The 15876-nt window shown below is 72.2% G+C and carries 13 protein-coding genes; 6 read left to right on the top strand and 7 right to left on the bottom strand.

The window, feature by feature from the left end; genetic code table 11:
* Window positions 1-13 precede the first annotated feature (13 nt).
* The 6 genes from LWJ43_RS10135 to LWJ43_RS10160 form a co-directional block, all read right to left on the bottom strand.
* Window positions 14-1195: a serine/threonine-protein kinase gene (locus tag LWJ43_RS10135; protein WP_277331956.1), complete on the bottom strand. Its 1182-nt coding sequence runs from the start codon at window positions 1193-1195 to the stop codon at window positions 14-16.
* Window positions 1196-1779: 584 nt separating this feature from the next.
* Window positions 1780-2511 carry a DUF7873 family protein gene (locus tag LWJ43_RS10140; RefSeq protein ID WP_031091466.1) on the bottom strand — a complete coding sequence of 244 codons (732 nt, stop codon included), beginning with the start codon at window positions 2509-2511 and terminating at the stop codon, window positions 1780-1782.
* Between the two features lie 76 nt (window positions 2512-2587).
* Window positions 2588-3124, bottom strand: a complete 537-nt coding sequence (locus tag LWJ43_RS10145; protein WP_277331957.1) for a DUF488 domain-containing protein — start codon at window positions 3122-3124, stop codon at window positions 2588-2590.
* A gap of 64 nt (window positions 3125-3188) precedes the next feature.
* Window positions 3189-3869 (bottom strand): formylglycine-generating enzyme family protein, encoded by a 681-nt coding sequence (locus LWJ43_RS10150; RefSeq protein WP_277331958.1) that lies wholly within the window; start codon window positions 3867-3869, stop codon window positions 3189-3191.
* A 101-nt stretch (window positions 3870-3970) separates the two neighbouring features.
* Window positions 3971-4930, bottom strand: a complete 960-nt coding sequence (locus LWJ43_RS10155) for a D-2-hydroxyacid dehydrogenase family protein (protein ID WP_277331959.1) — start codon at window positions 4928-4930, stop codon at window positions 3971-3973.
* An 84-nt stretch (window positions 4931-5014) separates the two neighbouring features.
* Window positions 5015-6157 carry a nuclease-related domain-containing protein gene (locus tag LWJ43_RS10160; protein ID WP_277331960.1) on the bottom strand — a complete coding sequence of 381 codons (1143 nt, stop codon included), beginning with the start codon at window positions 6155-6157 and terminating at the stop codon, window positions 5015-5017.
* Between the two features lie 381 nt (window positions 6158-6538).
* Here LWJ43_RS10160 and LWJ43_RS10165 point away from each other — a divergent pair, with 381 nt between their 5' ends.
* The gene (locus LWJ43_RS10165; protein WP_277331961.1) at window positions 6539-8212 is read left to right on the top strand and encodes a hypothetical protein; all 1674 of its coding nucleotides are present in this window, start codon (window positions 6539-6541) and stop codon (window positions 8210-8212) included.
* Between the two features lie 36 nt (window positions 8213-8248).
* Here the strand turns inward: LWJ43_RS10165 and ku are convergent, their stop codons facing one another.
* Window positions 8249-9358: a non-homologous end joining protein Ku gene (gene ku, locus LWJ43_RS10170; RefSeq protein WP_277331962.1), complete on the bottom strand. Its 1110-nt coding sequence runs from the start codon at window positions 9356-9358 to the stop codon at window positions 8249-8251.
* A 59-nt stretch (window positions 9359-9417) separates the two neighbouring features.
* Here ku and ligD point away from each other — a divergent pair, with 59 nt between their 5' ends.
* The 5 genes from ligD to LWJ43_RS10195 all read left to right on the top strand — a co-directional run bounded on the left by ligD (window position 9418) and on the right by LWJ43_RS10195 (window position 15844).
* Window positions 9418-10311 (top strand): non-homologous end-joining DNA ligase, encoded by an 894-nt coding sequence (gene ligD / locus LWJ43_RS10175; RefSeq protein WP_277331963.1) that lies wholly within the window; start codon window positions 9418-9420, stop codon window positions 10309-10311.
* Between the two features lie 191 nt (window positions 10312-10502).
* On the top strand, window positions 10503-12620 hold the full coding sequence (locus LWJ43_RS10180; protein WP_277331964.1) for a HEAT repeat domain-containing protein: 2118 nt from the start codon (window positions 10503-10505) through the stop codon (window positions 12618-12620).
* Window positions 12617-12937: a zinc ribbon domain-containing protein gene (locus LWJ43_RS10185; RefSeq protein WP_277331965.1), complete on the top strand. Its 321-nt coding sequence runs from the start codon at window positions 12617-12619 to the stop codon at window positions 12935-12937. Before LWJ43_RS10180 ends, LWJ43_RS10185 begins: the two co-directional genes overlap by 4 nt.
* 82 nt (window positions 12938-13019) lie before the next feature.
* A complete protein-coding gene (locus tag LWJ43_RS10190; protein WP_277331966.1) occupies window positions 13020-14390 on the top strand; it encodes an FtsW/RodA/SpoVE family cell cycle protein in 1371 nt (456 codons plus the stop codon).
* Window positions 14387-15844: a peptidoglycan D,D-transpeptidase FtsI family protein gene (locus LWJ43_RS10195; protein ID WP_277331967.1), complete on the top strand. Its 1458-nt coding sequence runs from the start codon at window positions 14387-14389 to the stop codon at window positions 15842-15844. The genes LWJ43_RS10190 and LWJ43_RS10195 overlap by 4 nt, the downstream gene beginning before the upstream one ends.
* The last annotated feature ends 32 nt before the right edge of the window (window positions 15845-15876 follow it).

Consider the following 15876-nt stretch of genomic DNA (forward strand, 5'->3'; position numbering starts at 1 on the left):
AGTGGGCCGTAGCTCAGAAGCGTGCTTCCCGGGCGTAGGAGGCTCTGATCCGCTCGGCGATCTGCAGGGGCACGGCGGCCCGGACAGTGGTGGACCGGCGGCCTCGGGGCCGGGTGTCACAAGGCGCGGGCACCGGCCCGGACCGGGTGGCGGAGACAGCGTCCGCAGGCTCCTCGGCGCTCCCGGTCCCATCGGCCCCGGCCGGTACCGGCTCACCCGTTCCGTCATCCTCCTCAACCGCTGCCGGGTCGATCACCGTGGGTGTGTAGGCCGCGTCGGCGTCGCCGGGTGCGACAGCGGGTGGGGGCAGCTGCGGCACGACGATCTCGGGGGTCAGGTCGGTCAGCAGGCGCTTGGCCTGGAGAGCGGTCAGGCCGAGACCGTGGATGAGCTGCACGAGTCTCGCGATGACCTCCGACAGCGTGGGCCGGGCCATGGGGTCCAGGGACAGCATGTCCGTCACCAAGCCCTCCAGCTCCGGAGGCAGGCCGGTCAGGTCGGGTGACGTCGCCGGATCCTCGATCCTCAGCGCCACGGCTTGCCAGTTCGGCCCTTCGTAGGGGTAGTGCCCGGTCGCGGCGAACAGCAGTACCGCGCCCAGCGCGTATACATCAGCCGACCGCTCCAGCTGGTGCTCGCCCCGGGCCTGCTCCGGCGGCATGCACAACACGCTGCCGACGACGAAGCCGGACGCCGTGAGCATGGTGCGACGCTCGGCGAGCACGGCGAGCCCGAAGTCGATCACTTTGGGTCCGTAATCGGACAGCAGGATGTTCTGCGGCTTCAGGTCACGGTGGAGCAGCCCCGCCTCGTGGACCGTGCCGAGGCCCTCCGACAGAAGTGCTCCGAGGCTGGCGGCCTGGGCGAGAGGGAGAGGGCCGTGCTCGGCGACGAACGTACGCAGATCCGGGCCGGGGACGTATTCCACGGCGAGCCAGGGCGGTTCCGCCGCCGCGTCGGCGGCCACGAAACCGGCGACGAAGGGCCCGTACACCGTGCGCATGCTGTCCACTTCGGACCGGAACCGGGCCCGGGTGTCCTCATCGAGCACAGAGGCCTTGATGACCTTCACGGCCGCCTGATGGCCGGCTGCGGACTCGCCGAGATAGACCTGCCCCATGCCGCCGGAACCGATCCGGCACACCAAGGCGTACCCACCGATCATCTTCGGGTCGTCGTCCCGCAATGGCTCCACGTGCCGCGCCTCCCCCGTGACCGGTGCACACCGTCCTGATACGCGTGCGCCCAACGGACTTGCCGAGTTTAGGGGAGAGCCTTCCGGCTCACCCCCGGGCACTCAGGCCTCTCTCCCGGTCCCGGCCCGGACGTGGCGGAGCCCGGGAGTCGTATCCAGCTCCCGGGCCCCTGGGGTTGCCACCCAATTGCGCGTGCCAGCGCCGTTTAAGAGTGCGGATCAGTCGTCATACCGTCGCGTTCTGCCTTTGAACTACCGCGCCGTGGCAGAGGCGCAGGCCGGATTCGAACCAGCATTCAACGGTGTTCGTCCGTACTCGGTCGATCTGGCAGTCGGCGGCGATACTGAAGCTGGAGCGAGAGTCTGAGATTGATCGCGGCTGCCTCTGCCATGTTGGGCCACCCCGGCGTGTGGTGCCGGGGGGAGGACTCGAACCTCCACCGTTACCGCGTCTTCAGGCTGAACGTCAGTTTCAGCTTGCGCTCGTCACACGGGGCGGACCTCATTCCGCCTCGTGCGGGGTTGCGCAGCCCCCACGCCATCGGCGCGGGGGCGTTCTCGGGGGTGCCGCCTCGCGTCCGGCGTCAGCCGAACAGGTAGCCGAACACCGCGTCGCCGACCCGCCGGTCGGTGACCTCGGCGCCGTTGGCCTCCTCGCGGGCGAACTTCACCGCGTGCTGGAGCTTCTCGACCCGGTCCAGCAGCTCGTTCACCCGGCGCGCCGGAAGCGCTCCGGAGAACTTCACGGTCGTCCAGTACCCGATGGGAACGTCCTCGTAGTACACGTCGACCTGCGCCGGGTGCTTGTCGGTCGCCTCGGCCTTGACGTGGTTGCGCGGGACCTTCTTCGTCCGGATGGTGCGGACCGGGTCCGTCTTCCACCAGTCCGTCGACGGGTCGAGCGACCAGGACTCGGAGGCGTCCAGGACCGGAAGCTTCTTCACGAAGGTGTGCAGGTCGGTGAGCTGCTTCTCGAGGAAGAGCAGGTAGCTGACCGGTACTTCGCCGACGACCGTACGGCCGTCGACGACGACGTCCGCGCGGGCCGAGCAGTTGGCCCAGTCCTTCGTCGCGGTCACGTCGAACAGCCGGGTCAGCGACGCGGACATCTCGCGCAGGGCCTCCTCGGCCTTGATCTGCACCCGCGTGGACTCGGGCGGAAGCTGCTCGCCCTCCTCGTCCTTCGGCTGGTACGTACGCGAGATGCCGGCCAGCAGTGCCGGCTTCTGCACCTTGTGGTGGGCCGCGGTGATGTCCTGGAGCGACTTGCTCTTGACACCCTTCTCCACGGCGATGATCTGGTTGAGCTTCGCCACTTCGCCCCCTTCGAATGATCAGGAACGTACCTCACGCCCCCTCGGTCACCCGAACGGTTTTCCGCCGGGACAGCCCTCAGGGCGCCGGATACGTCACCCTGCCCTGCTCGTCGACGTGTGGTTCCGCCCCCCAGGCACCCAGCTCGTGCACGCGCGTCCCCTCGGCGCCCATGATGTGCCGGACCGTCCAGCCGCGGGCGGCGAGGGTGTTCGCGATCAGCAGCCGGTGACAGCGCCACGGCATCGGCTCTCCGCACATGACGGCGACGCGGGCGCGCTCCGCGAGGGAGGTCAGGCGGGTGATGCCGTGCTCGTAGGCCGGAAACAGGGTGTGGTCCGCGTAGTTCTTGAAGCTCGGGTTGCGCCAGCCCGCGTTGACGGTGGGGTCCACGTCCTGCTTGCGCCTCCGGCCGCCGAGCTCGTCCAGGTACACATAGCCGATGTCGGCCCGCTCCAGCCACCCACGCATGGCGTCACCGGAGAACTGGGGGCTGCGGCGTGAGCCGGGGTGCGCCCGGACGTCCGCCAGTACGTCGACGCGCTGGGCGTCCAAAAAGCCGGTGAACGTCTCCTCCGGCCACGTCCAGTGCCCGATCGTCCAGATCTCAGCCACCCGGACATGATGCCTCCCGCCGCCCCCGCTGGGCCGCACGCGACAGCGCGGCGTGCCGCACCGCTCAGCTCGTGTTCCGGGCCATCCGGAAGCCGAGGTCGTCGATCGCGAACGTGGGGTGGCTGCGGCGGCGCACCGTGGCGCCGCAGCCGCGCTCCGCCTCGGCCCAGCCGCCGCCGCGGAAGGTGCGGTAGGCGCCGTAGACCTCGACGTCGTAGAGGTCCCAGCACCACTCCCAGACGTTGCCCAGCATGTCGTACAGACCCCAGGCGTTCGGAGACCTGCCGCCGACGTCATGGGCCCGGCCGCCCGAGTTGCCCTCGTACCAGGCGATGGCGTCGAGTTCGCCGTAGCGGTAGCCGGTGGTGCCCGCCTTGCAGGCGTACTGCCACTCCGCCTCCGTGGGCAGGCGGTAACCGTCGGCGGCCGGGTCGCGGGCCACCTCGCCGCTCCGTGCGTCACGGGAGTAGACCGGGGCCAGGCCGACGCGTGCCGAGAAGCGGTTGCACAGGTCGACGGCGTCGAGCCAGCTGACGTTCGTCACGGGCAGGGCATGGGACACGGCGGGATCGGGGTCCGTACCCGTGAGCGCCCAGTACTGACCGAGGGTGACGGGGAGGCGGGCGAGCAGGAAGGGCCGGACGGCCTCCTGCCACTGCGCTCCCCGGCGGTCGTCCCGGAGATCGACGGTGCCGGCAGGTATCCCGACCATGCCTGCGGCCGTCTCGTCGTCGAGCAGGCCCACGGGGCGTCCTCCCTGTCCGGAGGGCCGAAGTACCCCCGTGCACAGATTACTTCGGCGGGAGCGCGGCCGCCGGGGAACCCGGCACCCGCGACGACGCCGCCTCAGCCCAGCATGCGGACGGGCTTCCCGTCGAGGTAGGCGCGGATGTCCTCGACCGCGTCCCCGTAGTACGCCGCGTAGTTGGCCCGGGACACGTAACCCAGGTGAGGTGTGGCCAGGAGGCGCGGTGCGCTGCGCATCGGATGGTCCGCCGGGAGGGGTTCGACGTCGAACACGTCGACGCCCGCGCCCGCGATGGCCCCTCGGTGCAGGACGTCGAGCAGCGCGTCCTGGTCGACGATCGCCGCCCGCGAGGTGTTGACGAGATAGCTGCCGGGCCGCATCAGCCCGAGCTCCTTCGCACCGAGCAGCCCGCGGGTGCGGTCGCTCAGCACCAGGTGGACGGAGACGAAGTCGCTCGTCTCCAGCAGCTCCTCCTTGGACGCCATGAAGCCTGCCCCGGCCTCCTCCGCCCGCTCCGGGGTCAGGTTGCGGCTCCAGGCCACCACGTCCATGCCGAAGGCGCGGCCGACCGCGGCGACCCTGCCGCCGATCTTCCCCAGCCCCAGGATCCCGAGCCTCCGGCCGTGCAGGTCGGCGCCGACGGTGGACTGCCAAGGTCCGCCGTCGCGGAGGGCGTTCGCCTCGGTGACGATCCCGCGCGCCAGTCCGAGCAGCAGGGCCCAGGTGAGCTCGACGGGCGGGGTGGCGGTGCTGGCGGTACCGCAGACGGTGACCCCGTGCCGTTCGGCCGCGGCGTAGTCGATGGATGTGTTGCGCATGCCGGACGCGACGATCAGGCGGAGCCGCGGCAGCCGTTCGATCAGCGTCGCGGGAAACGGCACGCGCTCCCTCAGCGTGACGACGATGTCGAACTCCGCGAGGCGCGCGACCAGTTCGTCCTCGGTGGCGCAGTGCTCGGCGAAACCGACCACGTCGATGTCGGCGGCGACGGGCGACCAGTCGGCGGCGGTGCCCGCCACGGACTGGTAGTCGTCGAGCACGGCACAGCGGAGTTTCATGGTGTCCTGCCCTTCGGCGGCACGGCGACGGTGCTGCCGCGGCACTGCGGCAGCACCGGGAAATCTACCGGCCGTGTCCGGGGCTCACGCGTCCAGCCAGGCCTCCGCGTTGCGGGCGACGTCGTAGACCCGCTCCACCTGGGTGGCGGTGAGCACGCCCGTGAGCGGGGCCAGGGCGGACACCTGGCGCTCCCGGTAGACGCTCACACCGGCCGGGGCGGCGACCACCTCCAGCGCCGTGACCCCGGTGAACACCAGCACGGTCCGCACGGGTACGTCGTAGGCGCAGTACGCCTCCAGCGCCTCCCGGGCCCGCCGGGCGCCGGGCAGGCCGTCGAGCTCGTACGGCTGGGGGGTGCCTTCGTCGATCCGCAGGGTGCCCTCCTCGATGCGTACCGACGCGCCGGGGCGGTGTTCGGTGCTCACGGCGAACACCCCGCCGGGCCCGATGAGCAGATGCCCGATCTCCGTGCCGTCCGGCAGGGGCACAGAGTGCAGCACCCTCCAGCCGTGCCGGGTCAGGCGCTTGAGCTCCGCGCCGACCCGCCGCTCCCCCGCGAGGGCGCCGCGCCGCGGATCGGCGTCCTTGTGCCGCCGCAGCGCTCCGGTGGCGACCCGTACGAACGCCACGGTCCCGGTCTCGCCGAGCTGCTCCCGGAGCCCGGTCCCGGGCCTCCGCCGGGCGAGGTCGTTCGCGGGGGTCAGCGCGGGCAGGACCGCCGGCCGCCGACGCTCCTCGGCTGGTACGGCCACGGGGTCCGGCTCGGGCGACGCCTCCGGACCGGCGACGGGGTCCGGCTCGGGCGGCGTCCTCGGAGCGGCCACCGGCTCGGGGACGGGCTGACGCGCGGCCACCGGTTCCGGCTCCGGCTGCTCGGCGGTGGCAGGCGCGGGCGCGGGCGCCGGATGCTCGGCGGTGCCAGGCGCGGGCGCCGGATCCTGCGCGGCACCGCGCCTCCGCAGGCCTCTCATCGGCGGGATGCGCGGAACCGGCGGCGGCGTGGGCGGGCCGGGGGGCACGGCCGGCGCGCCCTCACCGACCAGGGCCGGAAGATCCGGGACCTGGCGCGCGAGTGCGTCGGTCACCGCGTCCCGGTAGCGCGGGTGCAGGACCGTGATCGTGCCGCTGCCCCGGTCCGCCCAGCCGATCGCGGTGCCGTCCGGCAGGTTCACATAGAGCCGGTCGTGCCCGAAGAGCTGCCATGACGTGACCTTGAGATCCTGCATCGTGCCCCCTCTGTTCACCCCACCGGCATCCTTTGCTCCCTCAGCCTGCACGGCGGGCCGTCCCGCCGGACAGGGCGCAGAGCGGGCGCGCGGAGTCGGCGGCACGGCGTTCCGGAGCAGCCCGGGCCCTGTATGCCCCGGACTGCTCCGGTGCCTCGTTCGGACCAGGGGAAGGCCGGGAGCCGGACAGGTGTCCATCATCGCCCTCGCAGCGGCCCCGACCGTGGAAACGGTCTTTTCGTCACCTGTACGAGCGGCATCGACCACGAGATCGTTGCATCACGCACCAAAACGCGACCAACGTCCGCAAGGAGGCGTGAACGCGCACGAAACCGGGCAGCTTCCCGGGGACCTGGCAGGGTTCGGCACTGGGGGGCCGTGATGGAACCACGCGATCAGTCGGAAGCACCGGAGCCCAGACCCGGGACCGGGTGGGAATCCGTACCGGAGCACGCCTGGGGGCCCGCGCAGCCGCCCCCTCCTCCCGCCCGGCCCCCGACGCCACCCACGGCCGGTCCACCACCGGGCGGTGTGCTGCGGGCCGTCGCCGCCGGACTGCTCGGCCTCTCCGGCCTGGGGCTCGGCCACGTCCTGGTGCGCCGCTGGGGAAGGGCCGCGGTGAGCTGGGGGGCGACGGCCGTCCTGCTGCTCGTCGCGCTGCCCGCCGACCCGGACGGGGTGCCCGCCGCCCTCGTCGCCGCCTACCTCCTGCTGCTGGTCCTCGCCGGCGCCGACGCGGCCCGCATCGCCCTGCGTACGGAGTTCCGCCCGTGGTCCCGGCCCGCCCTGGCCGTGGTGCTCGGGCTGCTCCTGCTGGGCGTGCCGGTCGCGGGTACCGCGGCCTACGGCTCCGCACGCGACGAGGCCGTGGAACAGCAGCTGCTCGGCCGGCTGGAGGAGGGCGACGATCTGGTGGCGCAGGCGGCGAAGAGCTCGTTCCTCCTCTCCGCACCCGACTACCGGCACGCGCTCAGCCTGTACCGGGGACTGGCCGAGGACCACGCCGGTTCGCGCGCCGCGGCCCTCGTCCCCGTAAGGCTGAGGTCCTTCTACGCCGCCGTCGCCTCGCCGTACCGCGCGAAGAAGCACTGCGAGGCGGTCGGGCCGCTGACCTATCTGCGCACCCTGCCCGACGCGGTGGACCGGAAGCTGCTCGGCGATCTCGCTGGCTGGCCCGACACACCGCTCGCGGAGTCGCTGTACGGCTGCGGTGTCTCCCGGCTGGACGGTGCGGGCACGGATTCGGGTGGTGAGGAGCTGGGCACCCTGCTGCGTACGTTCCCGGGGACCACGCAGGCGGATCAGGTCGGCCCGGCCGTCAGCGCGACGATAGAGCGTCAGGTGGCCGGCCTGAAGGGCGCGGAGCCCTGCGCGGTGACCGACCAGTTGCGCCGGACGAGCACCCTGGTGGGCGAGCTCCCCGTGTCCTCGGTGCCTTCCCTCGGCCGGCAGGCCGCCGCGGCCGTGCAGGACGGCGTGTACGCCTGCGGCGTGGACGAGTTCGAGGACAAGCACTTCGCGGACGCCCGGCAGACCCTGACGGACTTCGCGGACGCCTACAGGAAGGACGGGCGCAGGCGGCATGCCCTGGACATCGCCACCGCGGCCGAGATAGCGGAGGTCCGGCCCTCGGCCGGCGAGCGGCTGCCCGGGAGCGGGAAGCCGGGGGGTGTCCGCATGGAGCTCGTCATCAGCAACGGCGCCCCCAACGACGTGGAGGTGCTCTACACCGGTCCGGTCACCGGCACGGTGAAGCTGAAGGCGTGCGGAAGCTGCGTGCGGTTCAGCGGCGAGGCCACGGGGGCGGCGGGCGCCTGCAGGGCGAGCGGCACGTCCTACCCGAAGGCGCGCTTGCGGCTTCCTGCGGGCGAGTACCACTTCCTGTACAAGCACGGCACGGGAGCGTCCTCCGCCGTGGACAGCTACGCCTCCGGGTCCAGCGTCAAACCCGGCTACTCGTACACCAGTTGCACCTACGTCATCGAGAGGGACCCGTACGGCCTGGACCTTCCCACCCTGCCGGACCTGCTGAAGCCGGCCTCCGCACCCCGCTGAGCTCGCTGAGCTCCCTCCGCCCGGCGCGGTCACGCGTCAGGCGGAGGTGCGTTTCCGTGCGGTCTTCGTCGCCGTGGCCTTCGTCGCCGTGGCCTTCGTCGCCGTGGCCTTCGTCGCCGCCTTCTTCGCCGTGGCCTTCTTCGCGGTCTGCTTCTTCGGCGTCTTCTTCCCGGCCGGCTCCTTCGCCGCCGTTCTCTCCGCGGATGTCTCCGTGGATGTCTCCGCGGATGTCCTCTTCGCGGCTGCCTTCTTCGGTGCCGCCTTCTTCGCCGGGGTGCGCTTCGAGGCCGGCTTCTCCGCCGACGGCTTCTTCGCGCCGCCGCTCCTGCCCGAGCCGATGTGGTGGACGTCCGCGACCTCGGCGCCCTCCCCGTGTGACTCCTGCGCCGCCCGGACGCTGTTCTCCAGCGCCGCCATCAGGTCGATCACCTTGCCCTCGGGCTCCTCGGCGGTCTCCTCCGCGACGGGTTCCCCGGCCGCCTTCGCCGCGACGAGTTCCTCGACAGCCTCGCGGTAGTCGTCGTGGAGCGTCTCGAGATCGGCGTCGCCGAGAGTGTTCATCAGCGCGTCGGCAAGGTCCAGTTCCGCGTCGCGGACCTTGACGCCGGAGTCGGGGGCGACGCCTTCCGGGGCGCGGATCTCGTCCGGCCACAGCAGCCCGTGCATCGCGATGACGTCGTCGACCACCCGCAGCATGCCGAGGCGTTCCCGCCCGCGCAGCGCGTACTTCGCGACGGCGACCTTGCCGCTGCGCCTGAGGGCCTCCCGCAGCAGGGCGTACGGTTTGGCGGCCGGGACACCGTTGGCCGAGAGGTAGTACGCCGAGTCCAGCTGGAGGGGGTCGACGGCCGAGGCCGGCACGAATCCCTCGATCTCGATCGTCTTGGCGGTGGGCAGCGGCAGGGAGGCCAGGTCCTCGTCGGTCACGGGGATGACGGTGCCGTCGGCGTCCTCGTACGCCTTGACGGTCTCGGAGGCCGGCACCTCCTCCTCGTCCAGTTCACAGACCTTGTGGTAGCGGATCCGGCCACCGTCGGAGAGGTGGATCTGCCGGAACGAGATCGAGTGGTTCTCGGTGGCGTTCATGAGCTTGACCGGGATGCTGACCAGACCGAACGAGATCGAGCCGTTCCAGATGGACCTCACCGTTCACCCCTTACGCCCGCCATGACCTCATACGTACGATTTCGTGTGATTCTTATCGTATGACGCCGATCACGGAGGTGGAGGGGCGGCGCCTCGCGCTCAGCAATCTCGACAAGGTGCTGTACCCGGCCACCGGCACGACCAAGGGTGAGGTGTTGCACTACTACGCGGCCACGGCGGCGGGTGCGATGCTGCCGCACCTGCGGGACCGCCCGCTGTCCTTCCTGCGGTATCCGGACGGTCCGGAGGGGCTGCGCTTCTTCACCAAGAACCCGCCGCCCGGTACGCCCGACTGGGTGCGGACCGCCCCGGTTCCCCGCAGCGACGACCCCGACGCCCGGCAGGTGCTCGCCCAGGACCTGCCGTCGCTGATGTGGGCGGCGAACCTGGTGGTGGAGTTCCACACCCACCAGTGGCGGCAGGACTCCCCCGCCGTGGCCGACCGGATGGTGTTCGACCTGGACCCCGGCCCGCCCGCGGGCGTCGTGGAGTGCTGCGCGGTCGCCCTGTGGCTGCGGGAGCGGCTGGCCGAGGACGGACTGTCCTCGTACGGGAAGACGTCCGGTTCCAAGGGCCTCCATCTGCTCGTCCCCCTGGAGCCGACCCCCTCCGAGGAGGTGACGGCGTACGCGAGGACGCTGGCGGTCCAGGCGCAGGGCGCGCTGCCCGAGCTGGCCGTGTACCGGATGACGCGCGCGCTGCGCCCGGGGAAGGTGTTCGTGGATTTCAGCCAGAACGCCGCGGCCAAGACCACCGCCGCGCCGTACACACTGCGGGCGAGGAGCAGTCCGACCGTGTCCGCGCCCGTCACCTGGGAGGAGATCGAGGCGTGCGGGGCGCCGGACGATCTGGTCTTCCTCGCCGGTGACATGGCCGCCCGGCTGGAGCGGCACGGGGACCTCCTCGGTCCGTTGAACGATCCGGGGCAGGCCGGGGCGCTCCCCGGGTGCTGAGCCCGGGCGGCGGAACAGGGTTTGCACAGCACGTTCACAACCCCGGCGGAAGCGACGAGGAAAGGCCGCAAGGGGAGGGTGGAACGTCCCGGCCGTGGTGCACACTCTGCGCAGACGCTGCGTCGCGGGCATCCGCCCTGCCGGGGCGCAGAAGGACGTCGCAGGCAGGGAAGTCACGGGGAGGTTGTGGCGTGTTCACGGGGATCGAAGAGGTCGACTGGGCCTCGATGAAGCATGCCTACGGCACGGCCGACGACGTGCCGGGGCTCCTGTACGGGCTCGCCTCCGCCGATCCGGCGGAGCGGGAGACCGCGCTCGACGGGATGTACGGCGCCGTCCACCACCAGGGCAACGTGTACGCGTGCACCCTCGCCTGTATCCCGTTCCTCTTCGAGCTGGTTGCCGACCCCGGCGTGCGGGACCGGGGCGGCATCGTGGAGCTGCTCACCAGCATCGGCGGCATCGACCTGGACGAGGACGAGGAGGTCGACGAGCTGGACGAGGACGAGATCGAGGGCGTCGCGAACTACGCGATGGCGTCCGCCGCCGTGGCGGCGGGCTCGCCGGTGTTCTTCGAGCTCGTCGCCGACGAGGATCCCGGGGTACGGCTCGCCGCCCCGCTGGCGCTGGCCACGCTGCACGCCCGGCCGGGCAGGGTGCTCGCCCTGCTGCGGGAGAGGCTGCCGGTGGAGGCGGACGACGAGGTGCGGCTGGCGCTCGTCGAGGCCGCCGGCCGGATAGCCCTGCGCCACCGGCGGCTGGCGGAACGGGCGGCCGACTGGCTGAGCCGGCTCGCGGCGGAGGCGTATCCGCCCGGACTGCGGCTGGCCGCCCTCGCGCAGCTCGCCAGGTGCGCCCCCGAGGCGCTGCCCGGCGATGTCGTGCGGGTGGTCTCCGGTCTGCTGCGGGAACTGCGCGCGGGGCCCGCCCGTCCCGAGCCCGCCGTGGACCCGTCCGGCGGTGACGAGACCGCGACGGAGCGGGGCACGGCCCCGACGCTGGTGGGGCAGCTGCGCGAGTTGTCCGCCGAGGAGTCCGCCGGGCGCGGCACACCGTGGGCCACCGACCTGCTGCGCACCCTGCACGTCGGTCTGGACGACCGGGTGGCGGACCGTACGGCGCTGCTGTCGGACCAACTGCGCAGCCCCGACCCGTGGCAGCGCGTGGACGCCGTACGGATGAGCAGTGGGCTGATGCGGGCCTGGCGCGGGTCGTACGACGACCTGGTGCGGCTGATCGGCGCGCAGCTCTCGGACCCGGAGCCGCGGCTGGCCGAGGCCGCCTCGTACGCGCTGGAGGATCTGTTCGGCCTGGCCGCACCGGCGGGCGACGCCCTTGCCGCGCGGGTGGCGGGGGATCCGGGGGCCTGGGTCAAGGAGTGGGCGAGCGGGCCTCCGGGTCTCGGGCCGTCGGTGAAGGCACTGGCCGGGCTGGGGGACGCCCGGGTGCTGCCCGCGGTCGCGGCGGCACTGGAACGGCCGGAGGTGCCCCACGACGTGGGCTTCGCGATCCGGTGCCTGGGCGATGCGGCCGCCCCGCTCGCCGGGGTGTTGCGGCGCAGGCTGGGCGAGGTCGGGCTGGACGAGGGCGCGTACGACCGGGCGAGCCCGCTGCTCGCCGGGCTGACGGCGCTGCGCGCGGGCGAGGCCGCCCCCGAGGTGCTGCGGGTGCTGCGGGGGGCGCCCGAGTACCGGGGCGAGTGGCTGCGTACGGCGGCGCTGAGGGCACTGGGCTCGTTCGGGCCGGCCGCCCGTTGCGCGGTTCCGGAGCTCCGGCGGCTGGCCCGTGGCACGGGCGCGGTGGCGACGGAGGCGGCGGAGGCCCTCTGGGCGGTCACCGGGGACGCCGAGGCGGTGCTGCCCGTGCTCACCGAAGGGCTGAGGGCCGAGCAGGCGCGCGACTGCCGGGCCGCCGTGACCGCGCTGGGCGCGCTGGGGCCGCGCGCCGGGGTGGCGGCTCCGCGGCTGCGGGCCCTGCTGGCCCACGAGGAGCTGTGGCTCCGGGTCGAGTCGGCGATCGCCCTGTGGGAGATCTCGGGGCGGACCGCGGAGGTGGTGCCCGTGCTCCTGTCGGCCTGGGAGAAGAACTGCCATGTCAGGGTCCGGGTGGCGGAATGTCTGGCGCGGATGGGCCCCGACGGTGCAGGCTCGGACGCGACACGGGTGCTGCGCGCCGAGCTCCTGTCCGTACGCCGGCACAAGGCGATGGACGGCGGATACGGCAGTCACGACACCCATGAGGACGAGAAGCTTCTGGCGCTCTGCCGGCGAGCACTTCTGGGACACACGGGGAAAGGAACCACATCATGATCATCTTCGGCACGCGAGGCTATCTGTACCAGCTGGCGGTCCTGACGATGGTGTGCGGCTGGTGCGGCAACCCCGCGGCGCACACCCTGCGCAAGCGGGTCACCAAGTTCACGCTGTTCTTCGTACCGCTGTTCCCGTTCTCCACGAAGTACGCGACGCAGTGCACCTTCTGCGGCGGGGAGCGGCAGATACCCAAGGAGGAGGCCGACAGCCTGCTGGCACAGGCCCAGGGCGGCCAGGACGGCAATCCGTACGGCGCCGCGCAGCAGCAGCCCGGCTACGCGCCTCCCGGCGGCCAGAACCCGTACCAGAGCTGAGCCACCCCGGGAGCGCCTGCCGAGAAGTGCCACGAAGCTGACATAAGGGAAATAACACCGTCTCCTTGCTACGTTGCGGGGCATGACCGCAACGACGGCGGACGCACGCCCGCCCGAGCTACGCCTGCCGAAGCGGCGCGGGGTCGAGCTCTCGCTCCTGATCGGGGCCGTGCTCATCTCCGTCTACGGCTACGCCGCCGTCGGCCTCGCCCGGAACGACGCCGTACCCCCCGACGTCGCCGGGTACGGCGCCGGTCTCGGTGTCCTCGCCCTGCTCGCCCATCTCGCGGTGCGCTTCCGCGCCCCGTTCGCCGATCCGCTGATGCTGCCCATCGCCGTCCTGCTCAACGGACTGGGTCTGGTGCTGATCTACCGGCTCGACCTGGAGACCCCGAGCGACCGGGCCGCGACGACACAGCTGATCTGGTCCACGCTCGGGGTGGCCTTCTTCATCGCCGTCGTCGTCCTGCTCCGCGACCACCGGGTGCTCCAGCGCTACGCCTACCTCTCGGTCGCCGCGGCGCTGGTGCTGCTGATCGTGCCGATCTTCTTCCCCGCCGTGAACGGGGCCAAGATCTGGATCCGGATCGGCGGACTCTCCTTCCAGCCGGGCGAGTTCGCCAAGATCCTGCTGGCGGTCTTCTTCGCCGCGTACCTGGCCGCGAACCGCAACGCGCTCGCGTACACCGGCCGCAGGGTCTGGAAGCTGCAGTTCCCCACCGGCCGGGTCCTGGGCCCCATCGTGGCGATCTGGCTGCTCAGCGTCGGCGTCCTCGTCCTCGAACGGGACCTGGGCACCTCGCTGCTCTTCTTCGGCCTCTTCGTGATCCTGCTCTACGTGGCCACCGGGAGGACCGGGTGGATCGCCGTCGGGCTGCTCCTGGCCGCCGCCGGCGCCTTCGTCGTCGGCTCGTTCGAACCCCATGTGCACAGCAGGGTGGAGGACTGGCTGGACCCGTACGCCACGATCGACGCCGGTCAGGGACCCAGCCAGCTCGCCCAGTCCCTCTTCGCCTTCGCCGCGGGCGGGATGTTCGGCACCGGCCTCGGGCTCGGCCACTCCATCCTCATCGGCTTCGCCGCGAAGTCGGACTTCATCCTGGCCACCGCGGGCGAGGAACTCGGACTGGCCGGGCTCACCGCGATCTTCATGCTGTACGCCCTGCTGGTGGCGCGCGGCTTCCGGGCGGGCCTGGCCCTGCGGGACCCCTTCGGACGGCTGCTGTCCATCGGCCTCGCCTCGATCCTGGCGCTCCAGGTCTTCGTGATCGCGGGCGGGGTGATGGGACTGATCCCGCTGACGGGAATGGCGATGCCCTTCCTGGCCCAGGGAGGCTCGTCCGTGGTCACGAACTGGATCATCGTGGCGCTGCTGATCCGGGTCAGCGACGTGTCCCGCACACCCGACCCCGACACCGCGGCCGGCACGGGACCGGCCGGGGAGGAGAAGTGATCCCGTACATCCGGCACGCCGCCGGTTTCTGTCTGCTGCTGCTCCTGGCCCTCCTGGCGAACGCGGCCCGTGTCCAGGTCTTCGAGGCCGACGAGCTCGACGCCAACTCCGCCAACCGCCGTACCACCATCGACCGTTACGACCAGCCGCGCGGCGACATCCTGGTCGGCGACGCATCCGTCACCGGGTCGAAGGACACCGGCCAGCAGCTCGCGTACGAGCGCACCTACCGCCACGGTCCGCTGTACGCGCCGGTCACGGGCTACGCCTCCCAGACGTACGGCACCTCGCTGCTGGAGAACGCCGAGGACCGCGTCCTGTCCGGCACCGACCCGCTCCTGGCCCCGATCCCGCTGTGGGGGGACGTCACCCGCAGCCGGCAGCCCGGCGGGAACGTGGTCACCACCATCGAGGACCCGGTGCAGCGCGCGGCGTACGGGGGCCTGGACGGCCGGCGCGGCGCGGTCGCCGCCCTGGACCCGTCCACCGGCCGGATCCTGGCCCTGGTCTCCTCCCCGTCGTACGACCCCGAGGTGCTCTCCGGCACCGGCTCCGCCGTCACCGACGCGTGGACGCGGCTGAACCGCGCGCAGAGCCGGCCGATGCTCAACCGGGCCATCCGGCAGACCTATCCGCCCGGCTCGGCGTTCAAGATCGTGACGGCCGCGGCGGCGCTGGACGCCCGCGTGGTCACCGACCCGGACGCGGAGACGGACACCCCGTCCCCGTACGTCCTCCCGGGCACCTCCACCGTGCTGCCGGACGAGGCGCGGGGCTGCCGGAAGGCGTCCCTGGCGGAGGCGATCCGGGTCTCCTGCAACACGGTGATGGCCCATCTCGGGGTCGAGGTGGGGCTGGACGGGATGCTGGAGGCGGTGGGCAGGTTCGGCTTCAACGACAACTACCTGAAGATCCCCTCCCGGGTGGCCCGCAGCAATTTCGACTCGGACATGAGCGACGACCAGCTGGCCCAGTCCTCGATCGGCCAGTTCGACACGGCCGCCACCCCGCTCCAGATGGCGATGGTCGCCTCGGCGGTCGCGAACGGCGGCGACCTCCGGCGCCCCCACTTGGTGGACCGGGTGACCACCGACGACGGCGACACGGTCAGGCAGCAGGGCTCGGACTCGTACCACCAGGCCATGGAGCCGACGACGGCCCAGCAGCTCCGGCGGATGATGGTCGACGTGGTGGAGGACGGCACCGGCGCGAACGCGGCGATCGACGGGGTGACGGTCGGCGGGAAGACGGGCACCGCCCAGCACGGGGTCGACAACTCCGGTACGCCGTACGCCTGGTTCATCGCCTGGGCGCAGGCGCCGGACTCCGGCCGGCCCGCGGTCGCCGTCGCGGTGGTCGTGGAGGACGCGTCCGCCGACCGGGACGACGTCAGCGGGGGCGGCAACGCGGCCCCGATCGCCCGCGCGGTGATGGAGGCGGCGCTCGACCGCTGAGACCGGCCGGCGGCGGCAGCGCACGAGGGCCG

The organism is Streptomyces sp. JH34, from assembly GCF_029428875.1.
GTDB lineage: Bacteria > Actinomycetota > Actinomycetes > Streptomycetales > Streptomycetaceae > Streptomyces.